The 17,821-nt window shown below is 44.0% G+C and carries 17 protein-coding genes; 4 read left to right on the top strand and 13 right to left on the bottom strand.

What is annotated here, in order from left to right; genetic code table 11:
* Positions 1 to 86: 86 nt before the first annotated feature.
* Both LNL84_RS12330 and LNL84_RS12325 read right to left on the bottom strand, forming a co-directional pair.
* The gene (locus tag LNL84_RS12330; protein WP_244357792.1) at positions 87 to 899 is read right to left on the bottom strand and encodes a MalM family protein; all 813 of its coding nucleotides are present in this window, start codon (positions 897 to 899) and stop codon (positions 87 to 89) included.
* Positions 900 to 973: 74 nt separating this feature from the next.
* Positions 974 to 2,218 (bottom strand): maltoporin, encoded by a 1,245-nt coding sequence (locus LNL84_RS12325; protein ID WP_244357790.1) that lies wholly within the window; start codon positions 2,216 to 2,218, stop codon positions 974 to 976.
* Positions 2,219 to 2,652: 434 nt separating this feature from the next.
* Between LNL84_RS12325 and glgX the strand changes: the two genes are divergently transcribed.
* A complete protein-coding gene (gene glgX / locus LNL84_RS12320; RefSeq protein ID WP_244357788.1) occupies positions 2,653 to 4,611 on the top strand; it encodes a glycogen debranching protein GlgX in 1,959 nt (652 codons plus the stop codon).
* Between the two features lie 217 nt (positions 4,612 to 4,828).
* Here glgX and LNL84_RS12315 read toward each other — a convergent pair whose 3' ends face one another.
* Positions 4,829 to 5,188 (bottom strand): group I truncated hemoglobin, encoded by a 360-nt coding sequence (locus tag LNL84_RS12315; RefSeq protein ID WP_244357786.1) that lies wholly within the window; start codon positions 5,186 to 5,188, stop codon positions 4,829 to 4,831.
* Positions 5,189 to 5,212: 24 nt separating this feature from the next.
* A complete protein-coding gene (locus LNL84_RS12310; protein ID WP_244357784.1) occupies positions 5,213 to 5,737 on the bottom strand; it encodes a hypothetical protein in 525 nt (174 codons plus the stop codon).
* 162 nt (positions 5,738 to 5,899) lie between these two features.
* Here LNL84_RS12310 and LNL84_RS12305 point away from each other — a divergent pair, with 162 nt between their 5' ends.
* Positions 5,900 to 7,819 carry a winged helix-turn-helix domain-containing protein gene (locus tag LNL84_RS12305; protein ID WP_244357950.1) on the top strand — a complete coding sequence of 640 codons (1,920 nt, stop codon included), beginning with the start codon at positions 5,900 to 5,902 and terminating at the stop codon, positions 7,817 to 7,819.
* Here LNL84_RS12305 and LNL84_RS19815 read toward each other — a convergent pair.
* From LNL84_RS19815 to LNL84_RS12295, 3 genes are all read right to left on the bottom strand, one after another.
* The gene (locus tag LNL84_RS19815) at positions 7,816 to 7,959 is read right to left on the bottom strand and encodes a hydrogenase/urease maturation nickel metallochaperone HypA (RefSeq protein WP_425244308.1); all 144 of its coding nucleotides are present in this window, start codon (positions 7,957 to 7,959) and stop codon (positions 7,816 to 7,818) included. The two genes, LNL84_RS12305 and LNL84_RS19815, sit on opposite strands and share 4 nt — an antisense overlap.
* A gap of 61 nt (positions 7,960 to 8,020) precedes the next feature.
* Positions 8,021 to 8,272 carry an HP1242/YdcH family protein gene (locus LNL84_RS12300; RefSeq protein ID WP_244357782.1) on the bottom strand — a complete coding sequence of 84 codons (252 nt, stop codon included), beginning with the start codon at positions 8,270 to 8,272 and terminating at the stop codon, positions 8,021 to 8,023.
* Between the two features lie 211 nt (positions 8,273 to 8,483).
* Positions 8,484 to 9,470: an arginine deiminase-related protein gene (locus LNL84_RS12295; RefSeq protein ID WP_244357780.1), complete on the bottom strand. Its 987-nt coding sequence runs from the start codon at positions 9,468 to 9,470 to the stop codon at positions 8,484 to 8,486.
* A gap of 356 nt (positions 9,471 to 9,826) precedes the next feature.
* Between LNL84_RS12295 and LNL84_RS12290 the strand changes: the two genes are divergently transcribed.
* Complete coding sequence (locus tag LNL84_RS12290) at positions 9,827 to 11,674, top strand: ABC transporter ATP-binding protein (RefSeq protein ID WP_244357779.1); 1,848 nt, start codon at positions 9,827 to 9,829, stop codon at positions 11,672 to 11,674.
* A 121-nt stretch (positions 11,675 to 11,795) separates the two neighbouring features.
* Here the strand turns inward: LNL84_RS12290 and LNL84_RS12285 are convergent, their stop codons facing one another.
* Positions 11,796 to 12,854, bottom strand: a complete 1,059-nt coding sequence (locus tag LNL84_RS12285) for a porin (protein ID WP_244357777.1) — start codon at positions 12,852 to 12,854, stop codon at positions 11,796 to 11,798.
* Position 12,855: 1 nt separating this feature from the next.
* On the bottom strand, positions 12,856 to 13,356 hold the full coding sequence (locus LNL84_RS12280) for a hypothetical protein (RefSeq protein WP_244357775.1): 501 nt from the start codon (positions 13,354 to 13,356) through the stop codon (positions 12,856 to 12,858).
* A gap of 270 nt (positions 13,357 to 13,626) precedes the next feature.
* On the opposite strand from LNL84_RS12280, the gene LNL84_RS12275 reads away from it, so the two are divergent.
* The gene (locus LNL84_RS12275) at positions 13,627 to 14,331 is read left to right on the top strand and encodes a DUF445 domain-containing protein (protein ID WP_244357773.1); all 705 of its coding nucleotides are present in this window, start codon (positions 13,627 to 13,629) and stop codon (positions 14,329 to 14,331) included.
* A gap of 51 nt (positions 14,332 to 14,382) precedes the next feature.
* On the opposite strand, the gene LNL84_RS12270 is transcribed toward LNL84_RS12275, so the two are convergent.
* From LNL84_RS12270 to LNL84_RS12255, 4 genes are all read right to left on the bottom strand, one after another.
* Positions 14,383 to 14,874 carry an Lrp/AsnC family transcriptional regulator gene (locus LNL84_RS12270; protein WP_244357771.1) on the bottom strand — a complete coding sequence of 164 codons (492 nt, stop codon included), beginning with the start codon at positions 14,872 to 14,874 and terminating at the stop codon, positions 14,383 to 14,385.
* Positions 14,875 to 14,996: 122 nt separating this feature from the next.
* Complete coding sequence (locus LNL84_RS12265; protein WP_244357769.1) at positions 14,997 to 15,245, bottom strand: hypothetical protein; 249 nt, start codon at positions 15,243 to 15,245, stop codon at positions 14,997 to 14,999.
* A gap of 308 nt (positions 15,246 to 15,553) precedes the next feature.
* Complete coding sequence (gene putP / locus LNL84_RS12260; RefSeq protein ID WP_244357948.1) at positions 15,554 to 17,044, bottom strand: sodium/proline symporter PutP; 1,491 nt, start codon at positions 17,042 to 17,044, stop codon at positions 15,554 to 15,556.
* An 87-nt stretch (positions 17,045 to 17,131) separates the two neighbouring features.
* On the bottom strand, positions 17,132 to 17,821 hold the full coding sequence (locus LNL84_RS12255; protein ID WP_244357767.1) for a 1-pyrroline-5-carboxylate dehydrogenase: 690 nt from the start codon (positions 17,819 to 17,821) through the stop codon (positions 17,132 to 17,134).

The raw sequence follows: 17,821 nt of genomic DNA, 5'->3' as shown, positions 1-17,821 counted from the left end.
GAAATTTATTATTCCCCCACGCAGTTGGCACTAAATATTTTATTACAAATTAATAGAAAGAATATCTAATTTAACGTATCTAATATTTATTTAGCTTTATTTATAGCCTTAATAAATACATCTTGTGCACCATCAATATTCAATGCCTTAGCTTCATCTAACAAACTAAGCGCTTTTGGAATGTCATTATTTGCAACCGCTTTTTCGATAGCCGACTTGTAGTAAACCTCATTTGAGGCTGCTTCAGGAGTATAGTCACCGCTGTTATCAACTCTCTTGTTAACTACATCATTACCCTGAATCGTGATTCTTACTGTCCCATAGGGAGCATGCGGTATTGATGGATCAGCGATATCTGGCTCATGGTTGCCTCGTGCTTTGGCATACAGCTTCGCGGGATGGGTGACTTTAGAAGTGCTATCAAGATCATCATTGGTGGTATAAATGACAACATTCAGTTCCTTTGAATCAAGATAAGGAATCACGGTGAAGTTTGTCACATACATGTCTGGATCAAGCATGTGAGCTTCAACGTAGTTGAAATCTGAAAAGGCTTTTTCTGCCAATATACGCCCTTGATTATCCGTCACTCGGACAGATGAGGCGTAGAGCGTTTTTTCTTTGACCACTAAGGTGGAAATTTTAAAATCAAGGCTACCTTGTTCGCCTGAAATAACGAACCCGGTAATAGGGCTTGCTATGTTGTCTTGCAGCAGTACCTGAGAGTTATTATTTAATGTTGTAGAGATATCTACCGGTAAGTCTAGCTGCAACCACTTAAGACTATCAATAGACGTTATTACTTGCCGAGAGGGTTCTACATCGTTAGAAACCATTTGTGGTGTGGAACACCCTGCCAAAGAAATTGCAGCAAGAATGGGTAACCATCGAAATTTCATAAATACTCTCCGCTTTAAAAATGAGTACAGCCAGACATGCTGGCTGTACTTGATACTAAGTTAACGAGATGTGTTTACCACCACGCTTCAACTTGAACACCAACCTGCATTTGAGATTGTGATTTACCACCGTTGAACTTGTATGAACCTTCAGATTGACCGTCGCCATCTTGGTTTAAGTAAGATGCATAAACACGTAGTTCTGGACGCGCCCAGAAGCTTGAGCCTGCAGACCATGCTTGAGCAACAGTGAATTTGCTGTTTGTTGTTTTGCTACCATTGTTGTCATCTTGAGCATAACCGGCCTCAAGAATTGTACGCATGTTGTCGTTCCACTTATACATAGGGCGAACAACTGCAGAGATAGTCGAGTTTTCATCACCTTCAGCACCAACATCTTGACCTGCCGCGTAAACTAATTGGTGACCAAACTCAATGTTGCTACCTAGCTCAGAGACACCCCAGTTAATCAAACGATAACCCGTTGCACCTTCATTAACATTGATTGGGTACCAACCACCGCCGCCACCGAACCATTGCATGTGACCTGCGTAGCCCTCTGTACCGTATTGAACAACTGTTTTGTTAAAACCAGCAGACAGACCCATAGTTAGCTCAGCTGTTCCCATAAAACCAGTTTTCGCGTCTTTAATCGCTTGATCAGCCTGGTCTGTTTCATTTGGAAGCGCAGCCATACCGATAAGTTCTAGAGAAGCATTTTCCCAAAGAGGAATACCCGCATAACGTACATCGATTGAGTTAATGTTTACTTTGCCGTTCTCTGTACCGGCATCAACTCCGTCGTCATGACGAACCCAGGCCAAAGACAATTTACCAGGGCCAGCTTCAATGTTTTCGATACCAGCACCAGAACCAGAATTATTTACATAGTAAAAATCTGAGATGTGGATGTCTTTACGTTGGTAGTAACGCTTACCTGCCCACAATGTTGCTTCTGGAGCAAAACCTAGGAAACCTTTCGCCTGTACGTTGAATTGACGTAGTGCAAAGTTAGCGTCTTGATCAGCAGTACCTTCCCAGTCATTTGAACCATCTGATGTCATTGCAAACATCGATTGAAGGTACATTGTCTTGCCATTGTCATTGTAAACTTCTTTGCCTAATTGCACTTCTGAGTACAAATCGCTCTCATTACCTAGACGACCAACTTTGTTCTTTTCGAACGTAGTTTGAGTACCACCATGTTCGCTTAGACCAATACCTGCACGCATGTAACCATTAAAGTCCACATTTGCAAGAGCTTGACCAGCAGTTAAAGCACCTACCACTGCAGCAGCAACTACACTTACTTTTTTCATTAGAAAACTCCGTTTAACTTATTGTTATATTCATTGGCGTTACGTTGGTTTGAAGGCAGTATCAAACGAAAGCAAAGCCAGAATTATCGGTTTTAGGGTCCCGAGTTAATTGAACGAGGTTGAGATTAAAGGAGTGATGAGAGTGGTGCTTCATCCACCCTATTTATAATCAAGGGGGATGAGAGGGGGTGAGAAAAATAACTTTACGCCATATTAGCGGTCTAGATCACAGGTTTAAGGGGGAGTATGATTGATAAAACAAATGTTTCACCGCGCAAAGCTCGAGCTGTGTCACTCTTTTTAACAATTCCCCCCATAAAATGAAATTTAATTACAAATAAAATTCTGTGATCTAAGCTTGACCAAATGCTGACAAACCTTTTTACTAAGAAGCTAATACCTTATCAGTAAAAGAATAACGAACAGTTTCTTATATGAATAAACAGCCATCTAGTCCGTATCCTTTAGGTGCCACACCTGATGAAGGCGGTTGTAACTTCTCCATTTATGCGCCTGATATCGACAATATTGAGCTGGCCTTATTTGATTGCGATGACAACTTCACAACGTTTCCATTACCTGGCAGATATGCTGATATTCGCTTCACATACCTAAAAGGTATTAAGCCCGGACAGAAATACGGGTACATCGTCGTTGACGGTGATGGGAATGAAACATTGCTGTCTGATCCTTACGCCAAAGCGTTAGATCGCCCGTTACACTACATCGCGCCATTCAGTGCCGAGAAGAGTTTTTCAATGGCCAAATGTTTGGTCATTAACGATGATTTCGATTGGCAAGATACAACACACCCTAGAATTGAGCGTGAAGACATGGTGTTGTTTGAAACCCATGTCAAAGGTCTTACCAAACTTAATGATGAAGTCAATGTCGAACAACGCGGCAAATACCTTGGACTTGTCTGTGATGAAATGATTCGCTTTTACAAAGAACAAAACATCACATCTTTGCAACTGCTTCCTATTGCCGCTTGTATGCATGAACCTCACCTTTTAGATATGGATAAGGTCAATTACTGGGGTTACAACCCCTATTTGTTTATGGCGCCTGATCCTCGCTATGCGACCAGTGACGCTGTAACAGAGCTCAAGACAGCTATTCGTGAATTGCATAAACACGGCATAGAAGTCATTTTGGATGTGGTTTATAACCATACTGCCGAAGGCGGCGAAAGCGGGCCAGTGTTTAACCTCAAGGCGCTTGATAACAAAACCTACCTAAGACATGGCGATTACTTCGCCAATTTTACAGGTTGCGGCAATACGGTTGATCTCAGCCACCAGCCCGCACTCAACCTTGTCATGGATACGCTGCGCTATTGGGTGACAGAGTTTAAAGTCGATGGCTTTCGTTTCGATCTGGCGGCCACCCTTGGTCGTAATGGCGAGCACTTTAGCCAAGAGGCTGCATTTTTCAAAGCCGTCGCTCAGGATCCTACGCTCAAGCAGACTAAGCTCATCGCAGAACCCTGGGATATTGGCCCTAACGGCTATCAGGTGGGGAACTTTCCATTTGGCTGGAACGAGTGTAATGATCGACTCCGAGATATCACTCGCAGCTTTTGGCGTGGTGATCATGGTTACCTCAAAGAGTTTGCAACCCGGCTAATGGGATCTCGCGATTTATACAGTGCAGCAAACTGGCCTTATAAACTGACCGTCAATTACATCACCTATCACGATGGTTTCACCATGCAAGATCTTGTCTCATATAGACACAAGCACAATGAAAAAAATGGTGAGAACAATCGAGACGGACATGGCGACAATCGTTCAGAGAACTATGGTGTGGAGGGCGAAACTGATATCCCAGCAATTTTGTCCATTCGTGAAAAGCAAAAACGCAACTTGATGGCGAGCTTGTTGTTTGCGTTTGGTATTCCTCACATTCTCACTGCTGACGTACTGTCTCATACACAAAAAGGTAACAACAACGCCTATTGCCAAGACAATGAGATCAGCTGGCTAGACTGGCAACCAAGTGAAGCGAAACAGGACTTCAAGCAATGGTTGGCCGAAATGCTTAAAGCAAGAGCAACGTATATGACACCGTTTATTCGTGCATTCAGCGGTGATACGCGCAATAACAACCGAATATTCTGGAGTCGCGTCGATGGTCAATTAATGGAGCACGATGATTGGAACTCGCTAAGTAGTGTTGCTCTGCACCTTGGTATTGGCAAAGAAGGTGACGAGCTTTTGTATCTGATTAATCAGACCAAAGCACCGGCACGATTTAAGTTACCTAATGATCGCAAGCAGGTCTGGACGACTATTTGTGATACGGCTACTGGTCTTTCTCAAGCTGATCACGTTGAAGATGAGCTTCTCCAGCCTCCTCAATCTATGGCGATTTTGTACTACAAAGCCTAAAACGATATCCACCATGCGGCGGTGATGGGTTGGTAACACACCCAACACCGCCTCATTAATAGCCAACCCGTTCTATAGTCAACCAAAACCTCTCGAACAGCCATATGTTGCTTTTCGCCACCTAGCAAATCTGCTTGACCAGTATTGTGCACATTAAATGAGCTTAAAAAATAAAGGGAGTGGTCACTATGAGCTCACCTTTATTTTTTGATTTTCGCTAAACTAGAATGATCTCAGAGCGCATGCTGTACAAAATAAACAGCACCTCTTCTTGCTCTCTTTGTCCTACGCCATTTTTCTGTAACGCTTGCAAAGCGTCATCAAGAACCGCTACAAACTCAATGGCAGAGATATTCATCCCCCGGTGTACCGAACGCATGTCTTTACCTGTGTACAGGTTTGGCCCACCGGTACCAGTAATAAAAAATTCAGACACCGCTTTCTTTAATTTTCTGGTATCAGAATTGGCAAAACGATTCGCTATGCTCTGGTTATCCATATGAAAATCAACAATGTCACCGGAAATCTGAGTAATGGCCTCAGAGCCACCTAGCCTTTCATATAATGAAGCACTCATAAAATTTGTCCTCGTTAATACAGCTTATTTGTTGGCAACAGGCACCATGATGTGCGCATAAGGCGTATCTTTCCACATCACATACGGACCACCATTGTAAGGGTCTTCACTGACCCCCTTTAACAGTTCGTGCGGAACAACGATCATTATATGCGGGCCTTCTTTAACCCAGACGTCACCGTTATTGGGATCGGTCGCAGCAGGGTTAGAGTTACTGACCATCGCATCACCTTGCATCATGTAAGAAATGCCTATTCGGTCCGTTTCAAAGGGCTCGCCATTTGCTGCTGCCTGTAACAGCTTAGACCATACCGCATCGTTACACATTGGGTGTTCATCACCCGGGATGACAGGCACTCCTGGGGTACAATGCCAGTCAGCATTCCCTTGTCTTAGTACATTGCCATCAGTATCGAGAATTGTCGCTTTTGCACTAAGTCCAGAGTGCGCAGCACTTTCAGCACGTTCCACTTTTAATGACTGTGCCCCAACGGTATATGTCATCAAACTCAGACACGCTGCAACGGGTAATATTTGTAAACCTCTCATATTATCTCCTACCTACTTCACTTCCGTACCTACAACCATAGTCAGAGAGACAAGCAATATTGATGAGAATTTGATGAGAATTTGATGAGAACGTGCACTTGTTGCGCTTATCTTTACTATTATCATTAACAACGTTCAAGTAATGGAGCGAGTGTTTTGGCAGTGGATGTTGACAGTATTCGAGCTACAGAGTTGACCATTCTGCAGAAAATCTTTAATGATGACGGGCCCGATATCATAGGTCTATACGGAATTGCGGGCATCGGAAAAAGCACTCTCCTTGCACAATTTGTCGAACAATACCCAAGTCACTGCGTCAAGGTCGACTGCCAAGCGGTAGAGCCCACACCAAAAGGCTTTATCGAACAATTACACTATCAATTGGCTTGTGATAATGACCTTGATTCAGTGCGCCGCTGTCTACCGCCCAACACGGTACTGATCCTCGATCAGTTCGAGTCGTGCATCTTGATCGAATCATGGCTAAGGCGCGACTTTCTGCCGAATATGAATAAGGACTTGAAGCTGATCCTGTCTGGACGATTACACCCAGATAACCAATGGGTACTCAACCCACCATTAAATCGACAATTTCGTTGTCTGAAAATTAATAGTTTGCCACTCGCGCAAGCCGTCGACTACCTACAACAACAAGGGCACTCAAAGATCTTATCGATGGGGATCAATCAATTTGCGAGCGGCCACCCACTGGCGTTGAAGCTAGCCAGCTCAGCCATGTTGGAAGAGCCCAACAGACGTCTCAGTGAAATACCTCCTAACGAGGTGATACAAACGCTGGTGAGTTATTTTGCTCAGGACATAAAAGATCCAGAACTTCGTCGGGCGCTCGAAGCAACTTCGATCGTCAGAAGAATTAATGAGTCACTGCTGTCCTCGATGCTAGACATTGACCACACTACTAGCACTAAACTCTACGAAAAACTCAGTAACATCAGCTTTATAGATAGCCGGGTAGATGGATTAAACCTACACGATGTGCTAAAGAATGTGCTCTCTTCTAACCTTAAGATGCGCTCACCAACTACGTATTGCGACTACCGAAATCGAGCTTGTCAGACTCTACTGCAAGAGCTCCATCAAGCCTCAACAAGCCAACTATGGCGATATACAGCGGATATGCTTTACATGGTCGATAACGTGGTTATTCGCAGCGCCTTTTTCCCTCCGAACGACAGCAGAAGCTACAGTGTCGAACCGGCACAAGAAAGTGATAAAACCGCGGTCATGGACATCATAAAAAAACATGAGCCTACAGATTGCCTAGCCTATTATTCAGACTGGTGGAACAGGCACCTCAACGCCTTTCACTGCGTAAGAGACAGCAATGATAGTCTGGTCGGTTTCTATTGTTTGATAAACCCTGACGAGGTCAGCCCATCTCTACTGCAGCAAGATCCACTCACCGCAGCCTGGTACCGGCACTTGTCTCTTTCGACAGCAGATACTCAACAGGCTACAAAAAGCATTTTTATCCGTCGTTGGCTATCACAAAGCGAAGGCGAATCATTAAGTGGTGTCCAGGCGGCTTGTTGGCTTGATATCAAGCGAACCTATCTTGAAATGCGACCAGAGTTACGAACCGTATACCTCGCACTCAATGACCTTCAGCCTTACGCTTCGGTGGCCACTGAGCTTGGTTTTCAAGTACTGGATCTCGATGTCAACATTGCCGATCGTACTTATTACACTGCGATGCTTGATATGGGTGAGCACTCGGTAGATGGGTGGATCTCCAAAAGGCTGCTGCACGAAATCAACCAGGAAAACCAGATGGCTGCCCTGCCTAATTGGTTTGACAAACAAGCGAGGCAGCTGATTTTGAAAGAGCAAAAAATCGATCTTACTCCGCTCGAGTTGGGAACGCTTGAATTGCTGATCCGTAATCCTGAAACAGCGGTGGCGCGAAAAGACCTATTAAAAAATGTGTGGGGGATCGAGTACGAGGGCGCTAGCAATGTTGTCGATACCATTATTCGCTCACTGAGAAAAAAGCTCAATGACAAGTCGGCGGTCATTCAATCAGTGAGGGGCGTTGGTTATCGTTATACCAACAAAGACTAACAGCCAATAATTTCTTTGATATTGAATTCACGTCCACAAAGCAAGCCCCACTCCTGACTACCACAAATTGGGCACAACGACTGGCAATGCAATACCGAGAACTCCTGATGACACAGCTTACACATCGCTCTGGCGGTAATGATAAAGAGGCCCCAAGACTTGCTCGTTGCTTGCTTTACTCAGAAGACATTGCTTGAGAGATTAACCTTGTTGATGATGCTCTGTTAACTGCTGATATAGCTCATCTTTGAGCTCCATACGTTGCAGCTTAAGATCGTGCATATTGCTATCATCAATTGGACTTCCCGACACCTCTAACTGACGAATATCGTAATCCAACTCATGGTACTTTTGAAGCTTAGCTTTAAAAATGGGATCGTCATGATTAAGCTGAACAATATCCAATTTAAGCTCTGGAAAATCTATGACAAAAGCGTGGTTTTCATTAAGCATTTACGTTCCCTCTTCGATTAAATTACTCATCAGTATAGAAACAATTCACGCAAAGAAATGTGTCTGAAAACACAAAGTTATGATGCTTTAGATTGTGGATTTTCTACTTTGCACGCTATCTACCATTTTCATAGCCAGCGAGCAATTCGGCACAGTGAAGTCAGGCCTACGCTCCTGACTCCAAGTGTTCGACAAGCTATGGTCAGTGTATTTACAAAGAGCGTTTACGTGATGGTAAAAAGACCTCCCCAAGCATACAGCGCACGCTTCCACCGCCGATTGATTCTATCGTGCTGACGTCAAATGGTAGTAGTTTTCCATGACTACTCAGCTGCGCGATTTGAGATGGAGAAAACGCCTCAAATGCCGATTGAGACATAGCGATCACCGAACTGCCATTGATCGTTTCCAATTGTAGTATATTGCCGCAAAATTGATTCATTTGTTCAAGAGTGATATCGATAACTTGCTTGTCTTTCGCTAGCGACTTGATGACAAATCGGCGTTCATATTCTGGAATGACTTCTGAGCAAATCACCGCAAAGTTGTCCCCTACAGCCATCATCACATTGGTGTGATATACCGGTTGACCTGACGGCAAGCTTGTTTGAAAGGAGATCACTCGAGAATATCCGATCCGAGAGGCAAACTCTTCTAGCGCAGAGCGTTCGCAGCGCTGGGATAACGCTGCATAAATAGTTTCGTTGCAGTGGTCCATCACCATAACGCCTGTGCTCTCTAAGAAAATGTCTTGATCAACAAAATCCACTAGGCTATCACTGCGTAAAACGTGCCTTCCTGATTTTTCCAACTCAGCTATCAGTGATTGCGGCTTCACCTCTTTCTGTCGGTTTTGACACGCCATAGGAAACGTATAGAAAGTTCCATCTCTGGTCGTGCTAAACCAATTATTGGGAAAAACAGCGTCAGGTGTTGACCTATCACCCAACGGGTAATCAAATGTTATCACCTGAACACCCGCTTTACGTAATTGTGCGACCATAGCGTCAAACTCACGCATGGCTTGCTGTGTTATCACCTCAGGTGCTAAATCAAGCTGGCTCTGAAACTCATTGTCTACTGCAGTTTCTGCGTTAAAACCAAATTCTTTTGGCGGTACCATGACAACACAATTTGCATTTTGGACACCAAATAATTCCAAGTCGGGTGTCTCAAGCAGGTTTGTTCCTAATAGCATTATTAATTCCTAACATTCAAGAAATGACCAATCCTGCAATTGTAAATAATGTGTTAAATGTTAGTTTACTGAAATCCCTTTGCACAAGCCATCGTAGCCGTAATAATTATTGGCATTAATGTTTTTGACAGCAAAAAAACCTGCGCCCGAGTAAACCCGTTCATTATGTTTAATAGCGACCGAGCTGAACTTGAGGTCACAAATTGAAACATATACACTCAACAAGTCTGTCTTGTATTTTGGTTAGAACACACCTCATATCTTATAGAAAGTCAGATAGACTCAATACCATCAATAAGTTACAGCACTCCAACGACTGTATTTTTTGATTCACTCGTTACACGTCTAGGTGAACTATGTTTAAGCGCTTTGAAGGATTCACACAAGCATTTCCGAAGCAGGAACCCGAACAACCACCAACCGGTATCCTCGCATTTTGCCGTCATTATACTCGAGGCTTTGAAAAGCCACTGATTATAATGGCATTGTTAAGTACAACTGTGGCCATCATTGAAGTTTCGCTGTTTGCCTTTATGGGCAAGCTGGTCGATTGGCTTTCCGCCAGCGATCCGACAACCTTTATGGCTGATAATGGTGCAACCCTGCTACTTGTAGGTTTAGTCATTTTGGTGGTCATGCCCATACTTATTTTGGTCTATTCCCTGATCACTCATCAGACTCTCTTGGGCAACTATCCAATGTCGATTCGCTGGCAGGCGCATCGATACTTACTCAAGCAAAGCTTATCTTTTTACCAAGACGATTTTGCAGGGCGAGTTGCGACCAAAGTGATGCAAACTGCATTGGCTGTGCGTGAAACTGTAATGAAAACCGCTGATGTTTTTATTTACGTCTCTGTCTACTTCACCTCGATGCTGGTCATATTAGCTCAAGCCGACTGGCGCCTAATGCTGCCAATGCTATTTTGGCTGTTGGCTTATGTCGGAATACAACTCTATTTCGTTCCTAAACTGAAAGGCGTGGCGTCAGAGCAAGCCGATGCTCGCTCATTAATGACCGGGCGAATCGTTGACAGTTACACCAACATTTCTACGGTAAAACTGTTTTCACACAGCAAACGCGAAACAGAATATGCCGAAGAAGGAATGGATGGATTTTTGGATACCGTTTATCGTCAAATGCGTTACGTAACTGGCTTTGACGTTTGTGTGCAGTTAGCCAACTACACTTTGCTTTTCTCGATCGCAGGTATTTCTATCTATCTTTGGATGGAAAGTGCAATTACCGTTGGCGCCATTGCCATCGCAATCAGCCTTGCGCTTAGAATAAACGGGATGTCGATGTGGATCATGTGGGAAGTCGGCTCTCTATTTGAGAACATTGGTACAGTGGTCGACGGAATTAAGACACTATCCAAGCCCATCTCCATCAAAGATGAAGACAACGCTCAGCCTCTGCAGGTGCCCGCTGGGGGGATTGAGTTCGATAATGTGAGTTTTCATTATGGCGAAAACAAAGGAGTGATCGACAATCTTGACCTCAACATTCAGCCCGGTGAAAAAGTCGGATTGGTTGGCCGCTCAGGGGCTGGTAAATCTACTTTGGTCAATTTATTGCTGCGCTTTCACGATGTGGAAGGCGGAACTATTCGTATCGATGGACAACCGATATCTAAAGTAACTCAAGATTCACTGCGAAGCAGTATTGGCATGGTCACACAAGATACTTCATTACTTCACCGTTCAATCAAAGACAATATTCTTTATGGACGACCAGACGCGTCTGAAGCACAGCTGTACGCCGCGACAAAGCAAGCTCACGCGCATGAGTTCATCGACACCCTAACAGACCCATTTGGTAATACAGGCTACGACGCGCAGGTGGGTGAGCGCGGAGTGAAGCTGTCAGGTGGTCAGAGACAACGTATCGCCATATCGCGTGTTCTATTGAAAAATGCTCCGATTTTAATTCTTGACGAAGCAACGTCGGCGCTTGATTCTGAAGTCGAGGCAGCCATTCAAGAAAGTCTTAACGAATTGATGCAAGGAAAAACGGTCATTGCAATTGCTCACCGCCTATCAACTATTGCTCAAATGGACAGATTGATTGTCTTAGACAAAGGACAAATTATCGAAGAAGGTACCCACCAGCAACTGATCGCTAAAAAAGGAATCTATGCTCAGCTTTGGGCCCATCAGACTGGTGGATTTATTGGGACTGAGGATAAAGCACCTGCGGCTTAACATAAGCGTTTAATATCGTATTGTTCGACATACCGATACACAAAGCCCCGCGATGTCATTGCGGGGCTTTTATTATTAACTTAAGCCAGTTACAGATGATCATTGGCTTTTCGCACTCTCGCTAAAAGACGAAGTTTATCAGCACGGTATACAAATTGGCGTCGGTATTACTAGGATTAGGAATACTCACAAATGCCCCTCGCTCACCGCCATAGGCATCGAAGTTTTGCCACTCACCGTTAAGAGAGACGTTGTAGAATAAATCATAACGAACACCCAGCGTATAACTCGCCCCCGTTTTATCACGATCGCCATTAAATTGCTGCCCATAAACTGCATACGGCGTAATTTCGTCAATGCGATAGGCCAGACTTCCATACCAAGCAGAGCTCAAATCGTTCGTCTGCCCCTCCGCGGTCAATTTAAAACCTGCAATATCGTATTCTGCACCCAGAGAGTACAAACGCGTCGACTCTTCAACGGATGGCAACCTAAAGCCTTGGAAAATTGTTGTCATATCAAATTTAGAATCGAGGTAACTTAAGTTCCAGCGATAATACTCTCCCGACAGCTGAATGTTCGCCCCCCACATGGATTTGGTTTCAAACTCTAGGCTCAAATAAGAGTCAAACTCAACTTCATTGGTGTCGTTAAAACCAGCAAAAGGGGTAACTGAAAGCTGAATCTCATCGGCAATATCGTAATTCCAAATAGCGCTAATCCCGTTGTAAGCCGTTACGCCTAAAATGCTGTTATAGACTTCCTCAGGTGGCCTTGCTGTGGTGTACGCATGACCGACATAGTAATATTCTGAAGCCAAAAAGACAGGTAAACGCAGACGACCTGCGCGCACTTCGGTATTAATAACGTCGAATGCATAACCAGCGTACGCCCATTCAATTTGTGGCTCGCTCCAATGATCCTGTGGCCTTTTCACGACTTGCAGCGACGCTTTGAACACATCAAGATAGTAGTCGAACTGAACCCCTAAAGTGGTATCACAATCTAAGCAGTTTTCATCAGCGATATTACGATTGACCAATAGTGGCGTTGAGTTGTCTGATTTGGTCCATGAAGTCGAGCCAAATCCACTAATTGAAAAGTTTTCACTTAATTCGATTGCTGATTGACTAGGAAACGTCGCAGCTGAAGTTATGAGTGCAATTATGTACTTTTTCATGTTATTTCCCCTCACCTACAACCAACAAAACTTTTGCATCATCTGGTACCAATTCAAGTGGTGCGTATCCAATACGATTGGGGTTTTCATCTAACCAATTGAGTAACGATTCAACCGAAGCTGTATGAATTTCTTTAGGGGGGCGTGCCTTTCCAGAAAAAGACAAACTCGCCCAGTAAGCGTTCATCTGAGCCGTATCTTTGCCTAATAGAAAGCGATAGAACTCTGCGCGCTGAATCGAACTTTCTGGCCAATCTGAAATTTCGACGCGCTTACCTTGAAGTGACTTTGCTTTGCCTCTATACAGCATTCTTACTTTACTGCGAGTCAACTCTTCAAACTCACTGTTAAGCGAAAACACCGCATACTCGTTGGCGGCAAAGGCTCGACTCTCAAAAGATGAGAACAGTAATATCAACAACGTGCACACTACGAGGCGATGTATATGACAAGAATGATAAACGCTTCCCGACGAGAACTTAATGTCTATTTTTTCACTCATTTATAATCCTTCCTTGGTCTAACGAATAGACTAGTGTACAAAAACAAGACTTCAAGATTACATTGATAGAACAGTGACTTGAGGCGGTCAATCGCTTGCTTCTACACACACTTCCTCGTGGCAAGTTTACTATTCACTGGCGAATCATTGATGCACTGTCAGTCGATCTTAGCGATTTGAAAATACGCACATAACAACAACAGCCTTTTTATACCGTGTTTTTTTCTTTAAACTCCATGCCATTCCATCAACAACGAAAACGCGTTTACCATGAACAAAAGCATCATCACTAATATTCTTGCGCTCACCCTGCTTTTTGTGGGGTACCACTTCCAAAATGACATCGTACTTTACGCCGGGCTCTTCGCCTTTTCTGGCGCTATTACCAATTGGCTCGCTGTTCATATGCTGTTTGAGAAAGTCCCTGGCCTTTATGGCTCGGGCGTCATCCCAGCTCGATTCGAAGAGTTCAAAGCCGCCATTAAAAACTTAATGATGGAGCAGTTCTTTACCAACGAAAATATTGACCGTTTCCTCAATAAAGAAATGAGTTCTGGCCTCAATATCGATCTGCAACCTGTTCTCGAAAAGGTGGACTTTAACCCGACGTTTGATTCTCTGGTTGAGGTTATTGCCAACTCCTCATTTGGCGGTATGCTCGCCATGTTTGGCGGCACAGAAGCATTAGCACCACTGAAAGAACCGTTCGTAGAAAAGATGCAGCAGTCAATTGTAGAAATCAGTCAAAACGATGAGATTAAGCAAGCACTGATCCAGCAACTTGAATCTCCTTCAATGATGAATGAAGTCAAAGAAAACATTGAAAGCATCATTGATCAAAGATTGAGTGAGTTAACACCACAAATCGTCAAGGAAATCGTACAGAAGATGATCAAAGAACATCTGGGTTGGCTGGTGGTATGGGGCGGGATCTTTGGTGGCCTTCTTGGCGTCATTTCAGCACAAATATTATAGCGAAACGATCCACTGCTAACGTCTAGTTGGGAGCGATTTAGCTCCCAACTGTTATTTTGCGATCAAGTCAAGTAATTCAGGATTCACACCGAAGCCCACTTTGTGTTCCTCAATGACCACCTCACTACGCGTCTGAATTACACCTGGCAGAGTCCCCATCTTTGTAGACATAAACGTCTGATAAGACTTCATATCTTTGGTTCGTACTTTGATCATGGTGTCGAAATCACCGGATAGCGAATAACACTCTTCAACTTCGGGCATAAGTTCGACCGCTTTGGCAAATTTTTCGAATATAGAAAAGCTGGATTGATCGAGCCGAATGTGTATGAACACCTGGACATCTAAGCCCAACTTTTCGGGATCAAGTTCGGCATGATAGCCTTTGATATAACCTTCTTTCTCCAATCGCTTTACGCGATCTGAACAAGGTGACGTGGTTAAATTAACCTGCTTGGCTAGTTCAACAATAGGAAGTCGGCCTTTACGGCTCAGTATACGTAAGATCTCTAGATCAATTTTGTCTAAGGCAAGCGCTGACACGAGTAAATCTCATAAATTTTATATCAGCTAATTGTAAAGCAAACGTTAGAGTTGTAAAAACCCCTTCGATCACAAAGCGAGTTAATACTCTATAAATATCAGTTTTAAAGGCAAGCTTTAGATTAAGCTAAGTTGGTTTGCCTTGTTGCTACTGCTTCGGTCGATACTTGAGGAGCCATTTCAACATGTTGCTTATTGCATACTCTACAGAACAGTTGGCGCTCTAGCTTATGGTAGCTGCTACCATGAACCAGTTGAGATACAACTTGTTGAAAATTTTGAAATACGGAGCCATTCTCATTGAAACTACGTCGCATAACTGCTTTATGGGCGGTATCCTTTTTACAGGCTGCACAAAAATGAGTTGGCATGATATCTTGTCCTTGTCTTAGTGATCGTTTTGTAAGCATCTATTCTGTTGAAGGTACGCTCTAAAAGAAAACGATCATGCCAAAAAATGTGGAATGCATTCAAAATTCCTGTCATTTCTTTGCTAAAGTTTGATCAAGATTTCGAAATTTACTTACACGCGCATCAAAATCCCCTTTCCTCTTCAATCAGCTTCAAAATTTCGGGGAAATATACGCTTAACTCGTCGATATTGCTTCAAACAACAACAAAAAAGCGCCCTAATTAGAGCGCTTTTACAGTGTAAACGGTACGTTAACCGTTAACAAACTTAAGGCAGTTCTCGTAAATTATTCTCAAACTTGTCATGTTGTTTACGAACCGTGTCATTAGGCTGCCCTGATATTGCACTGACGATAAGGATAGATAAGGTCGACAGAATGAATCCAGGAACGATCTCATAAACATCAAATAGACCACCGGACAGTTGCTTCCAAACCACAATAGTAATACCGCCGACAAGAATTCCCGCGATCGCTCCGTTGCGGGTCATTTTCGACCAATACAGACTCAACAGAACCGCAGGGCCAAATGCCGCACCAAAACCAGCCCATGCATAAGAAACGAGACCTAACACTGAACTATCTGGTGTCATCGCTAAAACCAATGCCACAATAGAAATCAGTATCACCCCGAAGCGGCCAACCCTGACCACATCTTTAGACGATGCATCTTTTTTAATGATTTGTTTGTAGAAGTCCTCAGCCAAAGCCGAAGAAGACACGAGCAATTGTGAATCTGCTGTACTCATAATTGCTGCGAGTATCGCTGCTAGCAAAATACCCGCAATCACCGGGTGGAACATGGCATTAACTAAGAGCATAAAAATCTTTTCACCATCGGCCAGAGCATCGCCACCAGACTGATTAATGTAGATAAGACCTACGAGCCCCACCATCATCGCGCCAGCCATCGATAGCGCAGTCCAGATAACAGCAATTCGACGCGCTGCAGTAAGATCTTGATTGCTTCGGGCCGCTTTGAACCTCGCCAGGATATGAGGCTGACCAAAGTAGCCTAAGCCCCAGGCCATCAAAGAAACAATCGCGATCGCTGAAAGCGGTTCACCTTTCGTATCGTTCCAAAGCGTCAGCAATTCTGGGTTGATTGCCGAGAGATCACTTGATAATTGACCTAATCCACCCTGCATCGCTACGACTGGCACAATCATCAGGGCGGCTGCCATTAATAAACCCTGAACTAAATCAGTCCAGGATACCGCCAAAAAGCCACCGAACAACGTGTAAGAAACGACACAGACGGTACCGATGATCACCGCCGTAGTGTAGTCTAAACCAAATACCGTCTCGAACAGCTTACCACCTGCAACTAAACCAGAGCTGGTATAGAAAAGGAAAAATAGTAAAATGAAAAACGCAGCAATCACCTGAATCATTTTTGAATTGTCGTCAAAACGACGAGACAAATACTCAGGCAATGTTAGTGCATCAGTAGTAATGCTGTAAGTTCGTAAACGCTTGGCACAAAGTAACCAGTTGAGCCATGTTCCTAATAGAAGTCCACCAGCTAACCAGAAGGCTTCAATACCGGCAGCGTATGCATATCCAGGTAGACCGAGAAGCAGCCAGCCACTCATGTCTGACGCCCCTGCAGAAAGTGCTGCTGGCCACGGCCCTAAAGAGCGCCCTCCTAAAAAGTAGTCGCTTGAATTCGATGTACGTTTGTAGGCGTACACCCCAATTGCAAGCATCATTGCCAAATAGGCGATAAACGTAGTCGTAATAGCAAAGCTATTTTGAATCATTATTATTTCCTCATTATTAAAATCAGCCTTCACCCTAAATCATCTAGAGTGAAGGCTAGTAAGAGGCAGGCAACGATCAGTTGTCTAGCTACCAAGTTCTAACAAGGTAGCGTTTCCTCCTACGGCAGTAATATTGATGGTTCGTGTCCTTTCCGTTATAAACCTCAATACTAGATTAGGATCGTGTGACGTTGGTAACGACATAAGATCTGTTTCAGATACCAACAAACCAATCGCACTTTCGCGTTGAGCCAGTTGATGGTTAACTTTCCATTCGGTCTCATTGCTTCCAACCACAGCCACAACTCGAACGTCGAACTCGATAAAGGCAGAGGTTTGGTCAAAACCGACAAACTGAACCAATTGTGGCGGCAACTTCGACTTGGAAATCGCCGATTTCAGCAACTGGTCTACATTTTGATTATTTGAACAAACAATCACACCATTACCCGCAATCAACGCGGCGGTCAGTTGTGCAATAGCGGCAACGCTTGCTTGCGCATCATTGCTCTCAACTAACACTAATGCGACGCCACGTCCTGCTGCGTAAAGCTCATTCGTTTCACCCGTCGGCCCCTGCATCAGATGAGGTTCAGCCAGTAAGCTCGTCGCTTGTTGAACGTGATACGCCATCACACTTGCCAAGGTGGAGTTAATCTCAGCCATTGAGCGCTGAACAGATAGTAAGCACTCACGTTGCGTTGCGAAACCCTGAACATTCCAGCTTTGCCAGGCCGTTTGTACATCAGAGAAAATCGTTGCGTTATTTACCAT

Origin of the sequence: Vibrio gelatinilyticus, assembly GCF_022836845.1 — a bacterium.
GTDB lineage: Bacteria > Pseudomonadota > Gammaproteobacteria > Enterobacterales > Vibrionaceae > Vibrio > Vibrio gelatinilyticus.
This window is presented reverse-complemented; position numbering and strand designations above follow the sequence as displayed.